Source organism: uncultured Psychrobacter sp., assembly GCF_947488565.1.
Classification (GTDB): Bacteria; Pseudomonadota; Gammaproteobacteria; order Pseudomonadales; family Moraxellaceae; genus Psychrobacter; species Psychrobacter saeujeotis.
Map to the genome: position 1 here is coordinate 169,996 of NZ_CANKZC010000001.1, position 18,578 is coordinate 188,573.

Genomic DNA, 18,578 nt, shown 5'->3' on the forward strand with positions numbered 1-18,578 from the left:
TCTCTTGATGCATATTATATAAAATCTCAACACTGAATGAACATTAAGTAAGTAATAAGCATTGACCTGTTACAGTTGTATCTCTACAGTATACGCTTTGCTACCTGTATTAAAGCTTCTACTATAGGTGACAGTGGGTTTAATTGTTTTTTACTTAAGTATTCTGTATCACAATACCTTATTATACGACGACCATTTGCTTCTTGATTGACGGTTTATATTTCATGAAATCTGCCATCTTATCTTTGCCATGTACGATTGCAACTATTATGCTAGTAGGAGTATCAACTCATAGCACAGCGAACGACCATACTGTAAGTATAGATGATGGCCAAAAACTTGTTTCAATAGATAAAACTTATCCTAAACCAGTTCACTCGGTTTTATTACAGCCATCAAATAGCTCTACTTTAGACACTCTCGTTGACCCTATTACTCATAAAAAAGTCGCTAACAGCTATCCATTAGATGTAGCTAGCTTTTTAAGTCTTGAGCAAGCACAAGAAATCTTATTACAAGTTTCACCCAAACTTGCTGCCAATCAAGCTGCCATTGTAGCCAATGAATATCAAACCGATGCTCTTAAAACAATAGACAATCCTTTTGTATTCGCGCAGCTATCGGCCAATGCTTACAATGTACAAGAAGATATTGACTTATCAACGCTCAAAAACGGCGTGATCAACGGTGTAAATAATGCTGGTGCTAATACTGGTGACGTTATTCCTCCGATGCCACCTGTACCAGATTTGCCAAACTTTGGTGAGATGATTGGTGATCGTATCCCTGACTCCTACGACTTTAAGCGCTCAGGCTCTACAGCAGGGGCAGGTCTTGGTTTTGCTTGGCCTGTTTATACTGCTGGACGCACTTCAGCACTCACTGGTGCATCAGATGCGCGCACTCAAGAGGCAGTGGCAGACAGCGTACTTGATAAAAATGCGCTTCATAACACGTTGATTGAGCGTTACTTCAAGGCGCAACTGGCGATTATTGCCGCTTACTTGCGTGAAGACGCTTATGACACGCTGCAACAGACCGACCATATGGCTAAGCGCTTATATGAAGAAGGTTTTATCTCACGTGTTGATAGATTGGAGGCGCAATCAGCATTGGCAGATGCAAAAAGTGAATCAATGAATGCCAATAATGACGCACGTCTGGCGATGATAGCCTTACAACGTCTGTTGCGAACAGACTACCGTATCAAACCAACCACCCCGCTATTTGTATCCAGCCGCTCTTTACCAGATGTCAGTTACTTTCAGAACTTGGCACTAAATCATCATCCAGGTTTACAAAAAGTCGCTGCAAAGCGCATGCAAGCCGAGCAACTACGTAAGTTATCTGATACAGGTTATAAACCAACTGTGATGCTGTATGGCTATGGACAGGTTGAAAGAGATCCTAGCTGGATTGCAGGTGTGTCAGCCAGTTGGAAGCTGTGGGGCGGACTCGATAAAGCAGCGTCGCTAGCATCCAATGATGCTAAGATACGGCAAGCAAATTTGTCCGAAATTGAAGTCAGTGACAACCTATTGTTGCTAGTCGAAAAAAACTGGAACGATGTGAACAATGCTCAATCGCGCTATCAAGCATTACAAAGCAATGTCGACTTAGCCGCAGAGGTATTACGCTTGCGTCGCCTTGGTCTGCAAGAAGGTGTGAATACTACTATCGAAGTCGTACAAGCACAAACGCAAGCTCTCAAAGCCCGCACCGAACAAGCGCAGGCTGCAAACGACTACGTACAAGGGCTTGCAGCTCTCATGCAAAGCTGCGGTACGCCACTCGCCTTTAATGCTTATCTAAACGCTGCTGACATTCGCTTGCCTACGCTATATCAACAATAACCATAAAAACACAAAAAAGCGTGCGTAATCGGCTCGTTTTACCTTACCCTATTGTTAAGGATGTCCTATTTAAAAGGTCTGTTTAAATTGCTTGGACTTTAGAGGGTTTAGATGACAAAACCTTGATAGTAATACCTTATTAATAGTAAATACTTGAATATCTTCGCTTTAAATTTGATAAACAATAACAAAGATACGGACACACTATGAAAAACGCGACGACACCTACAACAATATCTCCCACTCAAAAATGGCGGCAATTGCTAATGCAGACATGGAGTGCTGCCAACACGCCAAACGTTTGGGCGCACTGCGCTAGTGTGGGATTTTTTGGGTTTTTGTCCATTTTTCCGATTATGGCGGTGTTTGTACTCATCTATAATCTGGTTTTTTCACCCGCTGAGATGCAAGCGCAAATTGCCATGTTAGAGCCGTTTATACCGCCTTCTGTTTATGACCTCATTTATGAGCGTTTAGACAGCTTGACGCAGAACACCACTACTCGCTTGTCTTTCGGGCTATTGTTTTCGACAGTTTTAGCTTTATATTCAGGCTCACGCGGTATCAAAAACTTGGTGATTTTGATTAATTTGGCGTTTCATATCACCGAGCGGCGCAGTTTTATTGTCAGTATTATCAGAGCCATTTTATTAACCGTTGCCGCGCTTATCTTGTTTATCGTAGCACTATCAACGATCGCCGCCATTCCTTTATTGGCACAGTTTTTTTCTTTCGGGCAACCGTTTGAGACCATTGTGCTTTGGAGCCGCTGGCCGATACTTGCCATTATTATCTTTTTAAGCTTTTTGGGATTGTATCGTTTTGCGCCCAATCGCGGCGCTGTTCCTATCAAAAGATTGATTCCCGGAGCGGCGTTAGCCACCGTATTATGGATTTTGTTGTCCGGAATTTTTTCCATTTACGTACAAAACTTTAACAACTATAGCGCTACGTTTGGGGCACTCTCAGCCGCCGTAGTGATTATGCTGTGGCTGTATTATTCCGCCTTTATTATCGCGCTTGGGGCGATGTTTAACTATGAGATGACCACACGCCGTGCCTCCGACGCAATTCGTGTGTACTCATAACGCGCTTTTTTTTAATCGTACTACTTTAGGACGCTTATTGTCATGCCCGACCCTTATAATGCCCCTGATAATTTAAATAACGCTAATGATGTAAATAATGCCAAAATCGATACGCAAACCTCGCAGGATACCACTACTGTTCCTGAGTATCATAAACAAAGTAACGCCAATAAAACCTTAAAAAAAATCATCATCGCGTTTATTGTTATTATTGTACTGGGCTTCATCGGCTATGGTCTGATAATAAGTAATGAGCATAGCGCGCCCAATACGGTGACTTTTCAGGGACAGATGCAAATGCAGCAAACGTCCATCGCAGCGAAAGTACCCGGGCGTATCGCACAGATTTTAGTCACAGAAGGCGATAAGGTTGAAGTCGGTCAGCAACTGATTGAGATGGACTCACCTGAAATCAACGCAAAGATTGCTCAAGCTCGTGCCGGTAAAGATATGGCACAAAGCCAATTAGATAAAGCAGAAAATGGTGCGCGCCCGCAAGAGATCGCGCAAGCAAAAGCCGCTTGGCAGGCCAACAAAGCGGCTTCTGATTTGGCACAAAACACCTACCAACGTGTCGATCGCCTTTATGAAGAAGGACTTATGGCAAGGCAGAAGCGTGATGAAGCCTATGCGCAGTATCTGGCTACGCAAGACCAAACTGAAGCGGCGCGTTTGCAGTATGATCTAGCATTAGAAGGCGCACGTAGCGAAGATAAGTCTGCTGCCACTGCACAAGTCGCGCAAGTCGATGCCAAGCTAGATGAAGCACTAGTGGCAAAACAAGAAGCCAACCTCAAAAGCCCCATTAATGGTATTGTGGATGATGTCATCGTCAGCGCAGGGGAAGTGATCGGTCAAGGCGTACCAATACTGACCTTAGTCAATACGGACGATCAATGGGTTGTGTTAAACGTCACCGAAAATTATTTAAACCAATTCGCCGTTGGACAGCATTTTACGGGTACTATCCCAGCGCTGTCCTCTACAGATAAGCCCTATAATAAAGAATTTACAGTTTATGCGACTTCAACCCTGTCTGATTTCGCTACTTGGCGACCAACCAACAATAATGACGGCTTTGATGTACGCACTTTTGAAATCAAGGCCAGACCTTCAAACCCAGACAGCCGGATTCGCTCTGGTATGAGTGTTATTGTACAGATTGACCCGGCCGCTGTTATTCAGGCTCAAGAGTAAAGCATGCGTCTGTCAAAAGCATTCATACGTAGTGCTGCGTACGAGCGGCGGTTTTTAGCCAAAAACCCATGGGATTTGGCAATGGTAGTCTGGATACCATTAGCGACGGTATTGCTGGTTTGGTGGATATTTTCACAGACTCAAATCACAGATTTGCCTATTGGTGTGGTCGATCAAGATAACGGCCCTATTGCCAATACGCTGGTGCGCTATTTAGAAGCCAGTCCTGAGCTAAGCATCTATCAACAGTACCACTCGTCAGCCGATGTCGAAGCGGCTATATTGCAACGTGACGTTTATGCGGTCGTCGTCATACCTGAGAACTTTTCAAGCAATATCTCATCTAGTAAACCAGCACCAGTCATTCTGCAAGTGAATGCTCAGTATGGTACGCATTCAGGCATCATTCAGACCAGTGTACAAGCAGTCATCGGTACTTTATCAGCAGGCATTGAGATACAACGTATGGTCAAGCAAGGGATGGCATCTTCACAGGCAGCAATCAACTACTCGCCTATCGCCATCCAGCGTACCAGTCTATTTAATACCATCAATAATTATCAGCAGTTTTTGGCATCGACGGTGATTCCTGCACTATTACATATTTTAGCAATGGTGATTGGCGCAACGACAATTGGCCGCGAGCTGCGCGATAAGCAGCTTGGACATTGGTCTCGCTTTATTGATACAGGTACGCCTGATTTACCTGATTTAAAGTCAACCAGCGATAGCAACCAATATAACGAACACAGTAAATCTGCGACAGATGCTCAACACGAGCTAAGTAGTGTACCAAATATTAAACCTACCAAACCTATAGCTGACGTCAGAAAATCAAGCTTAGCTGTATTATTTGCAGGATTATTAGGTAAGTATTTTTGGCCCATACTGGCTTATAGCATCTGGTCTGCATTGGCATTATGGCTTGCCACACCGCAACAAGGTGTAGCCATAGAGTCCTTGATAGTCACTTATATCAGTCTAGTATTATTAATGATGCTGTCGTTTTGGCTTGGTGCCGTGTTTACGCTCGGCTCGTTTTCATTACGTATGGGATTATCTGCGACGGGGTTCATCTCCGTACCTTCCTATGCGTTCGCAGGCGTGACCTATCCTTATATCGCCATTACCGACAGCGCCAAATATTGGGCGGATGCACTACCATTGACGCATTATCTTAAGCTGCATATTGCACAGTTACAGATGCAAGCTCCGGTTGCGGCATCACTGCCCATCGTCTATGGCCTACTTTTAGCAACCATCATTGCGCTGATATTGATGGTTCTATTGACCAAACGTGCCTTGTCGCATCCTGAGCGCTGGGGAGCCCGCTAATGTCAAAGCCATCTAAAACCAAGGTTGTAAAAACACCAATCCTCTTAAGGAAATCATCAGTACCACAGTCATTTTGGGCAAACTTTACCCAAACGTTTAAAGACGTGTTTACCGATAAAGGCGTGCTCTTAATGTTGGTTATAGCACCTATTATTTATGGTTTTTTTTATCCATGGCCCTATTCATCTGAGGTAGTCAATCATGTTCCAGTCGGTATTGTCGATTACGATAACAGCGACTTATCGCGTACCATTATGCGTTATAGTAGTGCCAGTCCGCAACTAAACACCAAACGCTTCCTTAATGAGCAAGCAGCCAAAGAAGCCATTTGGACAGACCAGATTGCAGGCTACATGATTATCCCAAGCGGACTTGAGCAGCAAGTGTTATCAGGCAAAGCCGCCAGCGTCAGTGTACTCGGTAATGGTGGTTATTTTTTATTAAATAAAAACGTGCAGATGGGGTTCTTACAAGCGGTCAGTACGGTATCAGCGGGAGTTGAAGTCAAAAAAAACGTCGCTCAAGGGGCTTATGCGCCTACTGCTGTACAAAATACTCAAGCTGTACCATTACAGATTATGCCTTTGTATAATCAAACTGAGGGTTATGGTGCTTATGTGGTACCAGCAGTGTCTATTATTATTTTACAACAGACTTTATTGATAGCCACGGCAATGCTGATTAGTACTTGGTACGAGCAGCGTCGTCATAGTACCAGTATTCGCGGCTGGCTCGGCCGGATTGCGGCCATAAGCATACTTAGCTTTACAGTTGGCTGCTTTTATTATGGCTGGACCTTTGAGCTGCATCATTATCCGCGCGGACAAAACATGCTTGGTAGTTTGCTATTTCTGATGATTTTTTGTCCGACAGTAGCGACGCTTGGTTGTGTGTTTGGCTTATGGTTTCGCTTACGTGAACGCAGTATGCAAATCTTGATTTTCAGCTCACTGCCGATGTTTTTTATGAGTGGTTATCCTTGGCCTGCTAATCAGTTGCCAGAAATACTACAAATTTTACGTTGGCTAATACCTACTACCCCTGCGATCAATACTTCAGTACAGCTTAATCAGATGGGCGCCAGCCTCTCGCAAGTCGCCATAGGGTTTTATGCCTTGTTTGGTTTATGGCTGTTCTACTTTATCTTGCTTCTATTTATGCGTAAGCGCACACAATCAAAACAGCCATCTTTGAAAAGCACTTAGTTGAAAATGTTTAATTAAAAAGCTGACTTATAAAAACGACTTATAAAACATTGACTTAAGAAAAACCTAATCAAAAAAAGGCGCCTGTTAATTAAATAACAGGCGCCTTTTTTATAATAGCAATTAAGTTCGTTAAAAAAACTTAGAACACTCGATTAAGACCATTTAACGCCGCTACCCGATAAGCTTCTGCCATCGTTGGATAGTTAAACGTCGTATTGACGAAATACTCAAGGGTATTGTTGCACTTCATCACAGCCTGTCCGATATGGATAATCTCTGACGCATGATTGCCGTAGCAATGGATACCCAAGATTTCAAGCGTCTCACGATGAAACAATATCTTTAATACGCCAGAGCGCTCGCCGATAATCTGCGCACGTGCCAAATGTTTAAAAAATGCCTGACCCACTTCATAAGGAACCTTTTCGTCTGTCAGCTCTTGCTCAGTTTTACCGATACTCGAGATTTCAGGAATGGTATATATACCAGTCGGCACACTTGATACTGGCTCGGCATCTCTATCACCGACCATAAAGGCAGCAGCGCAGCGTCCTTGGTCATAAGCTGCAGAAGCAAGAGATGGCCAGCCTATAACGTCTCCAGCTGCATAAATGTTTTTAACCCCTGTACAGTAAGTATCATCTACTTTGAGCTGTCCACGGCTATTAGCCTCTAAACCTATGGCTTCTAAATTTAAGCCCTCAGTATTACCTGAGCGCCCATTTGACCATAAAATCGCATCAGACTTGATTTTTTTACCACTTTTGAGATGCAAAATCACACAATCATCGTGAGTCTCAAGATGGTCAATCTCTTCATTACTACGAATAAGGACACCGAACTGTCTAAAGTCATGCGCAATGGCATCACTAATTTCACTATCAAGGTAGCTTAGTAGCTGATTTTGGTTATTGATTAAGTCAACTTTGTAGCCAAGACCGGTGAAGATGGAAGCATATTCACAGCCGATGACACCTGCACCATAAATGATGATTTTTTTGACCACATAATCCATTTGCAAAATTTTATCAGAATCAAAAACGCGCGGATGATCAAAATCTAAAATGTCAGGACGATAAGGTCTGCTGCCAACCGTGATAATCGCCTTATTAAAAGTAAAGGTTTCAAAGATATTTTCGTCAGTTTCAACACGCAAGGTATTGGCATCTACAAAACTTGCCCAGCCATGAATGACTTCAATACGGTTACGCTCATAAAAGCGCGTATGAGTACTCACTTGGCTACGTATCACGCGACGAGCATTGGCCAGTACCTTGTTTAGTGGCACTTGCTCATATTCAAGCGCTTTGGTAAACATAGGATCACGGCGAAAATTGATCAAATTAAATACGGATTGACGCAGCGCTTTACTAGGAATCGTACCGACGTGAGTAGAGTTACCACCAACCTGATCGCGTGGATCAATGACCGCTACCTTTTTACCAGACTTAGCCAGCTTCATCGCTGCAGCCTCGCCAGCAGGACCTGCGCCTAGCACAACTGCATCGTATTCAAAATTATGCTGATCGCTTTTTATACGCTGCGAATCTTTAGTAAAGCCTGATTTGATATCGATACGCGTATCATCTAACGGATTGACCAAATCGGGATGATGCATAACATCTTCTGTGACTTGTTCGTGGGTTTGCTCGATTTGTTCTTGTTTATTCTTTTCTTTGGTCTGCTCAGGAGATGTAGCAGGTGCAGCGCCGCTGTCTTTGTTTGATACTTCAGTCTGTGTATCACGACCAGTATCGTTAGTTGCATCATCTTTGCGTTTGCTTCCCATGATAACCTCTTTAATTATTTATTTACTGACTTATCTGTCAATCTACTCATACTGTTATGAAGCCATCTATACGTGAATCAATACATTCATGCGTCAATAGCCAGTATTATGGCGTGCCCACCATACGTTGTGACAAAATATTTTGCAATGTCCAATGCCCATTTAGGCTCTGACGCCCCTCATCAACCTGCGGACGCGCACTAATCACATACTCTGTACCAAGACTTGGCGTAAAGTCATCAATCCAATCATAGGGAATTTGAAATACCGAACCATCTTTATTGGACTTGGCTAGCAGACACTGCATCGGTAATGCTGAGGCACAGGCCACGCGGTTTGGCATAATGGTTAACGTTTGCGCGTCACCTAAGACGATAGTAGGTATATAGCGCGGCTCGGGTACAGGCTTGCGCGCAAAAGGTGACGTTTGACAAGCACTAAGCAACGTGACACTGCATAGCAGGCCTAACAAGAACAAGGGCGATCTTTTGGGTTGATGGGATAGACTCATAACACTCTCTATGTGGTGATAAATGTATAGCGATACTTATGTAAAATGTAGTATATAGTGATAATAATGGTCGACTATAAGCACATGTATCAGATTAACCAATGCGACGTTTTAGGCCTGTCATTTGCAAAATGCGAGTGGCAATCTCTTCAACAGACATCTCTGAGACATCAAGGCTTTGAATACCTTGTGAAGTATAGATACCTTGTATAGCGCGCTGCTCTTGCTGACACTGCTGATAGCTAGAATAGCGACTACCTGCGCGGCGCTCTTGGCGGATTTTTACTAGACGATCCGTATCAATCAACAAACCAAACAGCTTGTCTTTATGCTCGCGCAATGCTTTTGGTAGCTGATTGTCGTATAGATCATCTTCAGTCAGTGGGTAGTTGGCAGCGCGAATACCAAACTGTAAAGCCAAATAAAGTGAGGTTGGCGTTTTACCTGAACGTGATACGCCAATTAATATGATATCTGCCATATTATAATGACGCGTACGTGCTCCATCATCATTATCCAAAGCAAAATGTACCGCATCGATACGCTCTTTATAAGTCTCAGAGTCGACGTTATCGTGAGCGTGACCAGAATGGGCATCTGGCTCTATACCAGTTTCTTCCGCGATACGGCCGATCAAACCTTCATACATATCCAAATTACAGCTATGAGCAGAATTAATCTTTTCGCGAATTTCTGGACTGACAATAGTATCAAATACTAATGGCAATAATCCATCGCGTTGATAAGCAATGTTGATTTGCTCAACTGCGTTTTCAGCACGTTCGATACTATCGACATAGGGCAATACTCGAGTTTCGAATGGCACTGAGGCAAATTGACTTAATATAGAACGGCCCAACGTTTCGGCTGTAATGGCGGTACCATCAGAGATAAAGAACGCGCTTCTTATCGCCTGTGAATTGTCCAAACCTAAAGCATGACGGTTTTGAATAGTCGTTTTATCTTGCTCAGACAGACTGTTTGAATACATAACTTGAAAACCTTAGTGTAAACCTCAATAGTAAGCTTTAATCGACTCATGATATTTAGTGTGTCAATTTTTAAAACTGAATCGCTATATGGCATATATATGGTGAATGGTAATTATGATGAATGATAATCACATGTATATAAATAGGTAACTTTATTTAGTACGCTGATAGTTGTGTCTCTAATGACTTTACCAGCTGTCATTAGGGTCTTATACGCTTGTTACTTTATGTCCTACATTATACTCATAATAGACACTTAATAGGAATCAAAGTTAGCACAACTATAAAATCTAAATGACAGGCTTTTAATACAATCCTTTATGTGGATTTGAGCGCATTAAACGTTGCAGATGACAGAAATACATATCATTTACGAAAATATTTATCTTAAGTTGGCTGCTTTATATTCGGATAAGTGAGACAATAGTTCGATTATTTACTCACAAATTATTGCTAAACTCTATAATTTGTATCTTTTTCATAAGTTTTTCGGTCTAACCCCTCGAAATTGTCCAAATATAGCGGTATAATTCACCGTTATAATCTTTACTAAATAACCTTATTTTCTGGAGTTATCATGGCAGCGCAATCTACAGCACTTGTGATCAATCTTGATCAGTTAGGAAAAAACGACATTGATATGGTCGGTGGTAAGAATGCCTCGCTTGGCGAGATGATCAGTCATCTGTCCGATCTGGGCGTTAGCGTCCCAGGCGGTTTTGCGACAACTTCAAATGCTTTCAATCGTTTTCTGACTGAAACAGGTTTGCTTGATAAAATCAATAGTGAACTTAAAGCGCTCGATGTAGACGATGTAAATAAGCTGACTGCCACAGGTAAAAAAATCCGTAATTGGATTATCGAACAAGAATTGCCAGAAGATCTTGAAAAAGAGGTTCGCCAATCATTTGAAGAGATGAGCGATGGTAAAGACATTGCTGTGGCGGTACGCTCTTCTGCAACTGCTGAAGATTTGCCAGACGCGTCATTTGCCGGTCAGCAAGAGACTTTCTTGAACATTCGTGGTATCGATAACGTACTACTCGCTATTAAAGAGGTATTTGCTTCTTTATACAACGACCGTGCTATCTCTTATCGTGTACACAAAGGTTTTGAGCATGAAGGCGTTGCCCTCTCTGCTGCTGTACAACGTATGGTACGCTCAGAAACAGGCGCAGCTGGCGTTATGTTTACGTTAGATACAGAAAGTGGTTTTGATCAAGTAGTGTTTATCACATCGAGCTATGGCTTGGGTGAAATGGTCGTTCAAGGTGCTGTTAACCCTGATGAGTTCTATTTATCAAAACGCCTACTCACTGATGGTAAACCTGCAATTATTCGCCGTAATCTTGGTAGCAAACACAAGAAAATGATTTACGGTGATGAAGGTAGCACAACCAAATCTGTCAAAACAGTCGATGTCGAAAAGCAAGAACGTATGCAGTTCTCGTTATCTACTGAAGAGCTGACTGATCTTGCCAAACAAGCAATGACTATCGAAAAGCATTATGGTCAAGCGATGGATATTGAGTGGGCAAAAGATGGCGATACTAATGAGATATTTATCGTACAGGCCCGTCCTGAAACGGTAAAAAGTCGTCAAGACAGCACTGTTATGGAGCGCTATGTCATTGATACAGCGGGTGCTAAAGTATTGTGTGAAGGTCGCTCAATCGGTCAACGTATTGGCGCTGGTAAAGTACGTATCGTGAGCAATCTAAACGAGATGGACAAAGTCCAAGACGGTGACGTTTTAGTATCAGACATGACAGACCCAGATTGGGAACCAGTCATGAAGCGTGCTTCAGCTATTATCACTAACCGCGGCGGCCGTACCTGTCACGCTGCTATTATTGCGCGTGAGCTTGGTGTCCCAGCCATCGTTGGCTGTGGTAACGCTACTGAATTACTGGTCGACGGTCAAGACGTGACTGTCTCTTGTGCTGAAGGTGACACAGGCTTTATTTATGAGAGTCAAATTGATTTTGACATCCAGACCAACTCTATTGAATCTATGCCAGAACTTGCATTCAAAGTTATGATGAACGTGGGCAACCCAGACCGTGCTTTCTCATTTACCCAAATGCCAAACGAAGGTATCGGCCTTGCACGTCTTGAATTTATCATCAACCGTATGATTGGCGTGCATCCAAAGGCACTGCTCAACATGAATAGCTTGCCACGTGAAATATCACAAGCGATCAATGAGCGTATTGCAGGCTATGCATCACCTGTTGATTTTTATGTCGATAAATTGGTCGAAGGTATCTCAACGCTCGCTGTTGCCTTTGTAGATCAACCCGTTATCGTTCGTATGTCAGATTTTAAATCCAATGAGTATGCCAACTTACTGGGTGGTAAATTATACGAGCCATCGGAAGAAAACCCAATGCTGGGCTTCCGCGGTGCTAGCCGTTACGTGTCCGATAACTTCCGTGACTGCTTTGAGCTTGAATGTAAGGCACTTAAACGCGTCCGTGATGAGATGGGTTTGACCAACGTCGAGATTATGATTCCTTTCGTACGTACGGTTGGTGAAGCAGCCGAAGTCATCGAGTTGCTTGAGAAAAATGGTTTAAAACGTGGCGAAAATGGTCTACGCGTCATTATGATGTGTGAGCTACCTACCAACGCCTTACTAGCAGAAGAATTCCTAGAGCACTTTGATGGCTTCTCAATCGGTTCAAACGACTTGACTCAGTTAACACTTGGTCTAGATCGAGATTCAGGTATCGTCTCTCATCTGTTTGATGAGCGCGATCCTGCAGTTAAGAAACTATTGTCTATGGCGATTGAAGCTTGCCGTAAAGCGGATAAATACATCGGTATCTGTGGTCAAGGTCCATCAGATCATCCAGACCTTGCGTTTTGGCTCATGGAGCAAGGTATCAGCTCTGTATCACTAAACCCTGATTCAGTCCTTGATACTTGGTTCTTTTTAGCGGGTGAAGAAGCACAATAAACTGCAGTATTCAGTCACCGCAGTAATTCACACAGTCATTAAAGTTACTTTGATTAGGGTCTATTTGATTTTTTCGAATAGACCCTAATATAATGATTTAAGATATGACTAATTATGTAGGCAACTATGCAGATTTTCCTTGCTCGAGACAACGTACAAGCAGGTCCATATACATTGGATCAGTTAAATATTATGCTGACATCTGGTGAAGTAGTATTGGATGATTTGGTATGGCATGAAGGTTTAGATAAATGGCAACGTATTGGTGACTTAACAGGTAACCAATATTCTTATCGTCCTGCTGATATCTCTTCTTCTAACGACTCTATTGTCAACAATGTGACAGTCTTTCCAGAAGACAACGCTAGTAACCCTCAAAGTAGTAAATCGGTATCGCTAGATAAATTATATGGTAAGCCTGAACGCTCAAAAGATACCGCCAAAAACGCAAAAGCGGATATGACGACCAACCGTCATCACACGCCTCATAATAACGTGTCACTAAATAAGTCGACTGTCAATAAGACTGGGTCTCAAAAAGATAAAGTTATTGGTAATGTCGTCTTGGCACCTATCATGTCACGAGTATTAGCCACTGCGCTTAATGGCCTATTGTATGTATTAGCGATTTTTCCGCTGGTACTGGCATTAACCAAAATGGACATAGACTATTCAAAGTTTCAAGATATTCAAAACATGGACGCTGCATACCAGTACTCAATGACACTCATGGAGAGCTTACCTAGCTCTACCTTAATGATGTCACAAGTGATGGTGTTTGGACTGTTTGCGCTACAACTGGTATTTATTACACTACGTGGACAGTCGCTTGGTAAGCTTATCACTGGCATTCGTGTTGTCGATCAAACCACACATCGTATACCCTCTTTTCTTAAGCTTATCGGTATGCGAACCTTACTACTCTTTATTATCTACAACCTATTATTTTCATTTACGAGTTTTTTAGGATTTGTCGTCATTGCTGTTCACTACTTTATGGCATCTAAAAGCCCTGAAAATATAGGATGGCATGATAAGGTTGCTAAAACTTTGGTAGTCAAAGCTGATAGTAGCCAATTGGCTAAGCAACCTGTAGTGAAATAAATATATTTAGCCACTTAAAACTATATAAACTCACTAAAAGCAGCGCTTAGTCGTTGCTTTTTTATTTATCGGCAGACAACAGTATTAACCTTTGTGTTAAGACTCGACTACTGCTATAATACGGCGCTTTATATCCTAAGCTTATTTTCAACTTTTCTTTAATGATTTGTTTGAGAGGCAGCTTACCTTATAAATCTCCTTGCTATTAACATAGGGTTAATAGCTACTAATCCGTAAGGAGTTCAAATGAGACATTACGAGCTGGTGTTAATCGTACACCCAGACCAAAGCGACCAAGTGGTCGGCATGGTTGAACGCTATATTAAGTTGGTTCAAGACAACGGTGGTGTTATCCATCGTTTAGAAGATTGGGGCCGTCGTCAACTGGCTTACCCAATAAACAAGATTCACAAAGCTCATTACGTTCTTTTCAATATCGAAACTGACGGTGAGACTTTGGCTGAGCTTGAAGAGTTATTCCGTTATAACGACGCGATCATTCGTAGCCTAGTTATGCGCCGTGACGATGCTATCACTGAAGAGTCACAGTTAGCTAAAAATGCCGATGAAAAACGTGCACGTAAAGCAACGACTCGTCGTCCAGACAGTCGTGAAAACGATAACGACGACAACAGTGAAGACTAATTAAAGGAGAATACTTATGGCACGTTTCTATCGCCGTCGCAAATTCTGCCGTTTCACTGCTGAAGGCATCACTCACATTGACTATAAAGATGTTGAGTTGCTAAAACAGTATATCAGTGACAATGGCAAGATTGTACCTAGCCGTATTACCGGTACATCTACTAAATATCAGCGTCAACTAGCCACTGCTATCAAGCAGGCTCGCTATTTATCGCTACTTCCGTATACTGACAACCATCAGTAATTTAACCGTTAACTAGGAATGACTCATGCAAATTATTTTGTTACAGCGTATCGTCAACCTTGGTAAACTCGGTGAAACTGTCGATGTAAAACCAGGTTACGGACGTAACTTTCTTATCCCTCAGGGCAAAGCACTACCTGCTACTAAAGCTAATATTGAAAAGTTCGAAGCACGTCGTGCTGAGCTTGAAGCTGAAGAAGCAAAAGAGATTGCTGTTGCTCAAGAGCGTGCTGATGCACTAACTGACGTTAATGTGATCATGCGTGCAAAATCTGGTGACGAAGGCAAGCTATTTGGCTCTATCGGTACTCGCGATATTGCTGAAGCATTGACTAACTCAGGTCTAGAAGTTGACCGTGCTGAAATCAAGCTGCCTGAAGGCACTCTGCGTCAAGTTGGCGAATATAATGTTGATATTCAGCTACATCATGACGTTACTGCTAGTATTTTAGTAACCATTCTTTCTGAAGATGGTGATGAAGAAAACACTGCAGTAGAAGATGATGAGACACAAGACGAGAACGAAGATTATTCTGAAGAGTAAATTTTAGAATATCTCGTTTAGATCAAAAAGAGCCAGTGACTTTAAGTTGCTGGCTCTTTTTTTGTTTAGGAGACGCGGGTTCAACTCCCGCCATCTCCATCATAACGAACAATCTTTAGCAGTTTGGTTCTTATCGTAGTATGGTATAACTTATATCTTATAAATCATTACTCTAAATAGATCTAAGCACTGAGACGTTCATATGACATATTATTCAAAGCCAAATTATTCAAAGCAGTTACACGATTGGCTTAAACGTGGCCGAAACTGGCATATTGAATATGACGACTATCTGTCCAATCATATTACCCATAATTGGATTGCGCTTGATGCTGCAGGCGTCAGTCAAAATAAAATGCAATGGTGGCAAGACGTATATATCAACAATATCATAGATAAAGGTGCTACAAGTACGGCAAAAGGGCCTGAAATGCTTGTACCGCCGCGCCAAAATGCGCTTGACTACACAGCGATAACGGATGTCAATTGGCTATACAATATACAGTCTACGCGTATCGCATTTGAAGCCTATCGTGATTTTTTCGATAAGAAAATAGCAAAGTTAGGACTATGTGCTTGTTTAAAGCGCTACTACCCTACGCTATCAGCAGGTATGGCAGGGGCGGCGCTGCATGCTGTTATCCATACTGGTTGGGCGGTCGATGTTGAGTCCGAGAATATGGCAGCGGAAGGACTGGCTTATATGGCAACTGCCTTTCAACCATTAGCGACAGGCACTCACCATAGTCGACATCAATTATGGTCACCTGATGCGCCGCACCCTATTGACACGCTTGAACAAATTTTAGCTGACGATAGCCTATCTCAATTAACCAAAAGAGCTGATCAGCTGAGTCAAACTGAAGATTATAAGCAATTGAATAGAGGCGGCTTCCAGCAGCGTTTAATTACCTTCGATAACCCTAATGAGCCAATGGCACAGTTTCTTAATGATAAGGTTGTACTAAAGCTACCTGAGACTGGCAATAATTTGACTCACTCTATCGAAGCGCTAACCGTGATGGCAGCAAGCATGGTGTACGGTAGTGATAATGAATTTTTTATCATTCATGGATTAACCAGTTTGCACAGCGTTTTATGCGTACTACCCCATCTTGATGAAACTGCACAGCGCAATGCATTGGGTTATTGGTTTCGCGCCTTGGTGGCAACGTTCATCATTCAAAACCGCCCTAACCGTAAAAACATGCTAGCTATTATTAAAAGATGGCAAGCAGATAAAAATACATCTAATAACCATCAACTAAGTGATGATGACAAAGCTTGGTGGCTACAGATCTTGCAATCGACAACCGATAGTCTCGATGAGCATGTACCTAAGACCGTTTATGTGCTAAAGCGCTGGGCTGAATGGCAGGCTTTTTCAAAGGCATCGCGTGATATATTCGCTAAAACCGCGCTTAATATTGCCACGCCTCATAAAGATGGTAAGTTGCATGAGAATTTATGGTTTAGCAATCCGTCTTCTAAAGATTGAGAAGAAAGAGGTAGAAACGATAAATACGTCTAATTTTATGTATAAGACGCGGGTTCAACTCCCGTCATCTCTACCAAATATAAATACCATTTCCTATAAATTTTGAGCAATTATTATGCTGTGCTAAAACTTTAACACACACGGAATCAAATTAGTTTAAAGCGTCTGCCAAGACCTCATAAATTCTAGCATCTGCAGCCTGCGCCACGTTAAAGCGCATAAAGTTTTCCGCATTTTTTGATTGGCTAAAGGCATTGCCGGGCGCTAAGACCACGCCTTGAGACAAACAATTATTTGCCAATTGAGTCGCACTATTATTATCAGGCAATCTGCACCACAAAAACATGCCAGCTTGCGGTATCAGCCACGGGACAATACCAAGTTTTGCTAGTTTAGGTAAGGTTTGATTGCGCGCGCGTGCAAGCCGCGTATGAATGGTATTCATATGTTTACGATAACCGCTATCCGTGAGTGCTGATAACACAACGGCTGCTGCCAGTTGATCGCCACCAAAGCCCGTCGCTACTTTTAGATCAAGCAAACTCTCAACCCACTCATTTGGCGCAGCTATATAACCACAGCGCAAGGACGCCGATAAGGTTTTAGAAAAACTACCAATATAAAACACACGTGACAAACCGTCTAATGCCGCTAGCCGTGGCGCAGGTTTAACTTCAAAGTCAGCAAAGATATCGTCTTCAATAATATATAAGCCAGCAGCTTGTGCCAATTGCAATACTTGGTAAGCTGTAGATGGTGATAAAGTTGCGCCAGTAGGATTATGAATGGCAGCGTTGGTAATATATAGCCGCGGTTTGTGCTTATTTAAAGTCGCTACAAAGGCTTCTGCATCTGGACCATTTGGCGTATAAGGAACGCCAATGACTTTGACTCTATGGGCGCGCAATAGCGCCCGAAAATTAAAGTAGCAGGGATCATCCACTACTACGGTATCGCCTGCGGTCAATAAAAAACGTAAAATCAAATCTATCGCTTGCGTGCCAGACTCTGTCAATACCACTTGTGATGGCTGAGCATCGATGCCCAGTCCTGCCATTCGCCGTGTCAACAATTGGCGTAATGGGGGTAACCCTAGAGGCGTTGCATACTCGCTAATAACAGTAGCGTCGCCTCTTGCCACATGTCGTAGACCGCGACGCATACCCTCCTCAAACAACCACTCTGGCGGCAGCCAGCCGCAGCCCGGCTTTAATACGTTATTGGAGGGCTCAAGCGATTGGCGCGACACCCAGAGCGGATCTATCGTGCGATCAAGATTGTGTCCAGACTCTGTTAATGATAACGGCGCTATTGATTCTGCAACATAAAAACCAGCACCGGGACGCGAGTAAATAACGCCCTCAATTTGCAAACGCTCATAGGCTTCCATTATAGTTGATGGCGAAAATCCATAGCTATTTGCCGCCGCTCGTACCGATGGCAAGCGCGATCCGGGCATATAAGTAACGGTGGCTATCTTTTCTTTCACATCAGCCATAACCATCTCAATTCGGGTTAATTGCTGCTTCATATTTTTAAATGAATCCATGAACAAACGAATATATCATTCTGATAGAAAACTGTATGGGTTTTATACACCAAACAGTT

15 protein-coding genes are annotated in these 18,578 nt (G+C 42.7%); 11 read left to right on the forward strand and 4 right to left on the reverse strand.

What is annotated here, in order from left to right:
- The first annotated feature begins 224 nt into the window (after positions 1-224).
- The 5 genes from Q0890_RS00620 (at position 225) to Q0890_RS00640 (ending at position 6,678) form a co-directional block, all read left to right on the forward strand.
- Positions 225-1,853, forward strand: coding sequence for a TolC family protein (locus Q0890_RS00620; RefSeq protein ID WP_299216156.1), 1,629 nt, complete (start codon positions 225-227; stop codon positions 1,851-1,853).
- Positions 1,854-2,059: 206 nt separating this feature from the next.
- Entirely contained in the window at positions 2,060-2,941 is an 882-nt protein-coding gene (locus Q0890_RS00625) for a YihY/virulence factor BrkB family protein (RefSeq protein WP_299216159.1), read from the forward strand.
- Between the two features lie 42 nt (positions 2,942-2,983).
- Complete coding sequence (locus Q0890_RS00630) at positions 2,984-4,138, forward strand: efflux RND transporter periplasmic adaptor subunit (RefSeq protein ID WP_299216162.1); 1,155 nt, start codon at positions 2,984-2,986, stop codon at positions 4,136-4,138.
- 3 nt (positions 4,139-4,141) lie between these two features.
- Positions 4,142-5,473: an ABC transporter permease gene (locus Q0890_RS00635; RefSeq protein WP_299216165.1), complete on the forward strand. Its 1,332-nt coding sequence runs from the start codon at positions 4,142-4,144 to the stop codon at positions 5,471-5,473.
- Positions 5,473-6,678: an ABC transporter permease gene (locus Q0890_RS00640; RefSeq protein WP_299216168.1), complete on the forward strand. Its 1,206-nt coding sequence runs from the start codon at positions 5,473-5,475 to the stop codon at positions 6,676-6,678. The genes Q0890_RS00635 and Q0890_RS00640 overlap by 1 nt, the downstream gene beginning before the upstream one ends.
- Positions 6,679-6,820: 142 nt before the next feature.
- Here Q0890_RS00640 and sthA read toward each other — a convergent pair whose 3' ends face one another.
- The 3 genes from sthA to Q0890_RS00655 all read right to left on the reverse strand — a co-directional run bounded on the left by sthA (position 6,821) and on the right by Q0890_RS00655 (position 9,909).
- On the reverse strand, positions 6,821-8,470 hold the full coding sequence (sthA, locus tag Q0890_RS00645; RefSeq protein ID WP_299216171.1) for a Si-specific NAD(P)(+) transhydrogenase: 1,650 nt from the start codon (positions 8,468-8,470) through the stop codon (positions 6,821-6,823).
- A 106-nt stretch (positions 8,471-8,576) separates the two neighbouring features.
- Positions 8,577-8,981, reverse strand: coding sequence for a DUF4377 domain-containing protein (locus Q0890_RS00650; RefSeq protein ID WP_299216174.1), 405 nt, complete (start codon positions 8,979-8,981; stop codon positions 8,577-8,579).
- 94 nt (positions 8,982-9,075) lie between these two features.
- Complete coding sequence (locus Q0890_RS00655) at positions 9,076-9,909, reverse strand: pyruvate, water dikinase regulatory protein (protein WP_299217964.1); 834 nt, start codon at positions 9,907-9,909, stop codon at positions 9,076-9,078.
- A 641-nt stretch (positions 9,910-10,550) separates the two neighbouring features.
- On the opposite strand from Q0890_RS00655, the gene ppsA reads away from it, so the two are divergent.
- The 6 genes from ppsA to Q0890_RS00685 all read left to right on the forward strand — a co-directional run bounded on the left by ppsA (position 10,551) and on the right by Q0890_RS00685 (position 16,970).
- The gene (gene ppsA / locus Q0890_RS00660) at positions 10,551-12,935 is read left to right on the forward strand and encodes a phosphoenolpyruvate synthase (protein ID WP_299216177.1); all 2,385 of its coding nucleotides are present in this window, start codon (positions 10,551-10,553) and stop codon (positions 12,933-12,935) included.
- A 126-nt stretch (positions 12,936-13,061) separates the two neighbouring features.
- Complete coding sequence (locus Q0890_RS00665) at positions 13,062-14,039, forward strand: RDD family protein (protein WP_299216180.1); 978 nt, start codon at positions 13,062-13,064, stop codon at positions 14,037-14,039.
- A gap of 246 nt (positions 14,040-14,285) precedes the next feature.
- Complete coding sequence (gene rpsF, locus Q0890_RS00670; RefSeq protein WP_299216183.1) at positions 14,286-14,684, forward strand: 30S ribosomal protein S6; 399 nt, start codon at positions 14,286-14,288, stop codon at positions 14,682-14,684.
- Positions 14,685-14,700: 16 nt separating this feature from the next.
- On the forward strand, positions 14,701-14,928 hold the full coding sequence (gene rpsR / locus Q0890_RS00675) for a 30S ribosomal protein S18 (RefSeq protein ID WP_058368567.1): 228 nt from the start codon (positions 14,701-14,703) through the stop codon (positions 14,926-14,928).
- 25 nt (positions 14,929-14,953) lie between these two features.
- Positions 14,954-15,472 (forward strand): 50S ribosomal protein L9, encoded by a 519-nt coding sequence (rplI, locus tag Q0890_RS00680; protein WP_299216186.1) that lies wholly within the window; start codon positions 14,954-14,956, stop codon positions 15,470-15,472.
- Between the two features lie 202 nt (positions 15,473-15,674).
- On the forward strand, positions 15,675-16,970 hold the full coding sequence (locus Q0890_RS00685) for a questin oxidase family protein (RefSeq protein ID WP_299216189.1): 1,296 nt from the start codon (positions 15,675-15,677) through the stop codon (positions 16,968-16,970).
- 151 nt (positions 16,971-17,121) lie between these two features.
- Here Q0890_RS00685 and Q0890_RS00690 read toward each other — a convergent pair whose 3' ends face one another.
- Entirely contained in the window at positions 17,122-18,501 is a 1,380-nt protein-coding gene (locus Q0890_RS00690) for a PLP-dependent aminotransferase family protein (RefSeq protein ID WP_299216192.1), read from the reverse strand.
- Positions 18,502-18,578 lie beyond the last annotated feature (77 nt).